Raw genomic sequence first — 1,122 nt, 5'->3', positions numbered from 1 at the left:
GTCGCGGCGGCTGAGGGTGGCGTGGCGTTGGATGGTGTCGAGTTTTCGGGTGCGGGATTTGGTGGCGGGGCGCCAGTCGGGCGGGCCGAGACCGGGCGGGGCTTTGACCCAGGGGGTGCCGTTGATCATGCGGATGAGCCAGCCGCTGGTGTCGATGGTGCGGTGGTGGAACCAGCACAGCAGCACGCCGTTCTCGATGCGGGTTCTCTGGTCGTGGCTGTAGCGGATGACGTGGTGGCCTTCGCAGGCGTGTGCGGGTACGGGGCAGCCGGGGATGATGCAGCCGCCGTCGCGGGCTTCCAGGGCGCGGCGTTGCCTACGGGTGAAGGTGCGCTCCTCGGGGCCGATGTGCGCGACGGCACCGTCGGGCAGCAGGGTGATGGCTTGGGTTCCGTTGGTGCAGATGCTGTGCCGAACAGCGCTCATCGGCAGCGGGGATTCCAGGCCGTCGGCGAAGCCGACACCGACACCGCGGTCCAGGTCGGTGGCCAGCACGGTGATCACCCGGGTGGGGAGAGCACTGTTCAGGGTGGGCAGTTCCCCGGAGCGGCCGGCGAGGTCGGCGATGATCGCCAGGGCATCGTGCTGGCGTTGCGCCCGGCTGCGCGGATCGCGGGGTTGCTCACCGTCCCGGTCGGGCTGATCAGCCTCGGGCAGGAATCGCAGGGACTGGCGCGGGTTGGTCAGGGCGTCCAGCACCACCTGGACTTGGGCGGCGACCTCGGGCAGCAGCATCCCCGTGACCGGGACCAGGCCGTTCCGCTCTTTCAGCAGGGTGAACGCCCGGGAGCGCCAGGTCCTCTCCGACGGTTCGACCCCGTCGGGGTCCAGGGCGACCGCCCACAGGGCGGCTTGGGCTCGGATGTCGTCGGCGCATAACGGCGCCTCGGCGGGGGTGGTCTCGTCCACGGGGGCGCCGATGGCGTTGCAGACCAGGGTGCGTTCAGCGCACCGGAACGAGTCCAGGTCATCGGTGGGGTAGTCGGTGAGCACCGGCTGCAGCGCCCGGATGATGGCATCGGCCGCATCCACCCCCAACCGTCCGGCCGCCAGAGCGGCCCGGACCGCGTCGAACCGTGCCGGCAACGCCTCCCCGGTCAACAGCCGGGTGCCCCGCTGCGT

1 protein-coding gene is annotated in these 1,122 nt (G+C 71.1%); it reads right to left on the bottom strand.

Going from position 1 to position 1,122, the window contains the following annotated elements; all coding sequences use genetic code 11:
- Positions 1-1,122: HNH endonuclease signature motif containing protein (locus WDJ51_RS01730; RefSeq protein WP_337850698.1), on the bottom strand; the 1,122-nt coding region annotated here is incomplete at both ends.

It is taken from the genome of Rathayibacter sp. YIM 133350, assembly GCF_037404875.1.
Lineage (GTDB): Bacteria > Actinomycetota > Actinomycetes > Actinomycetales > Microbacteriaceae > Orlajensenia.
Note: the sequence above shows the minus strand (reverse complement) of the source record. Positions and strands in the feature narration are given on the sequence as shown.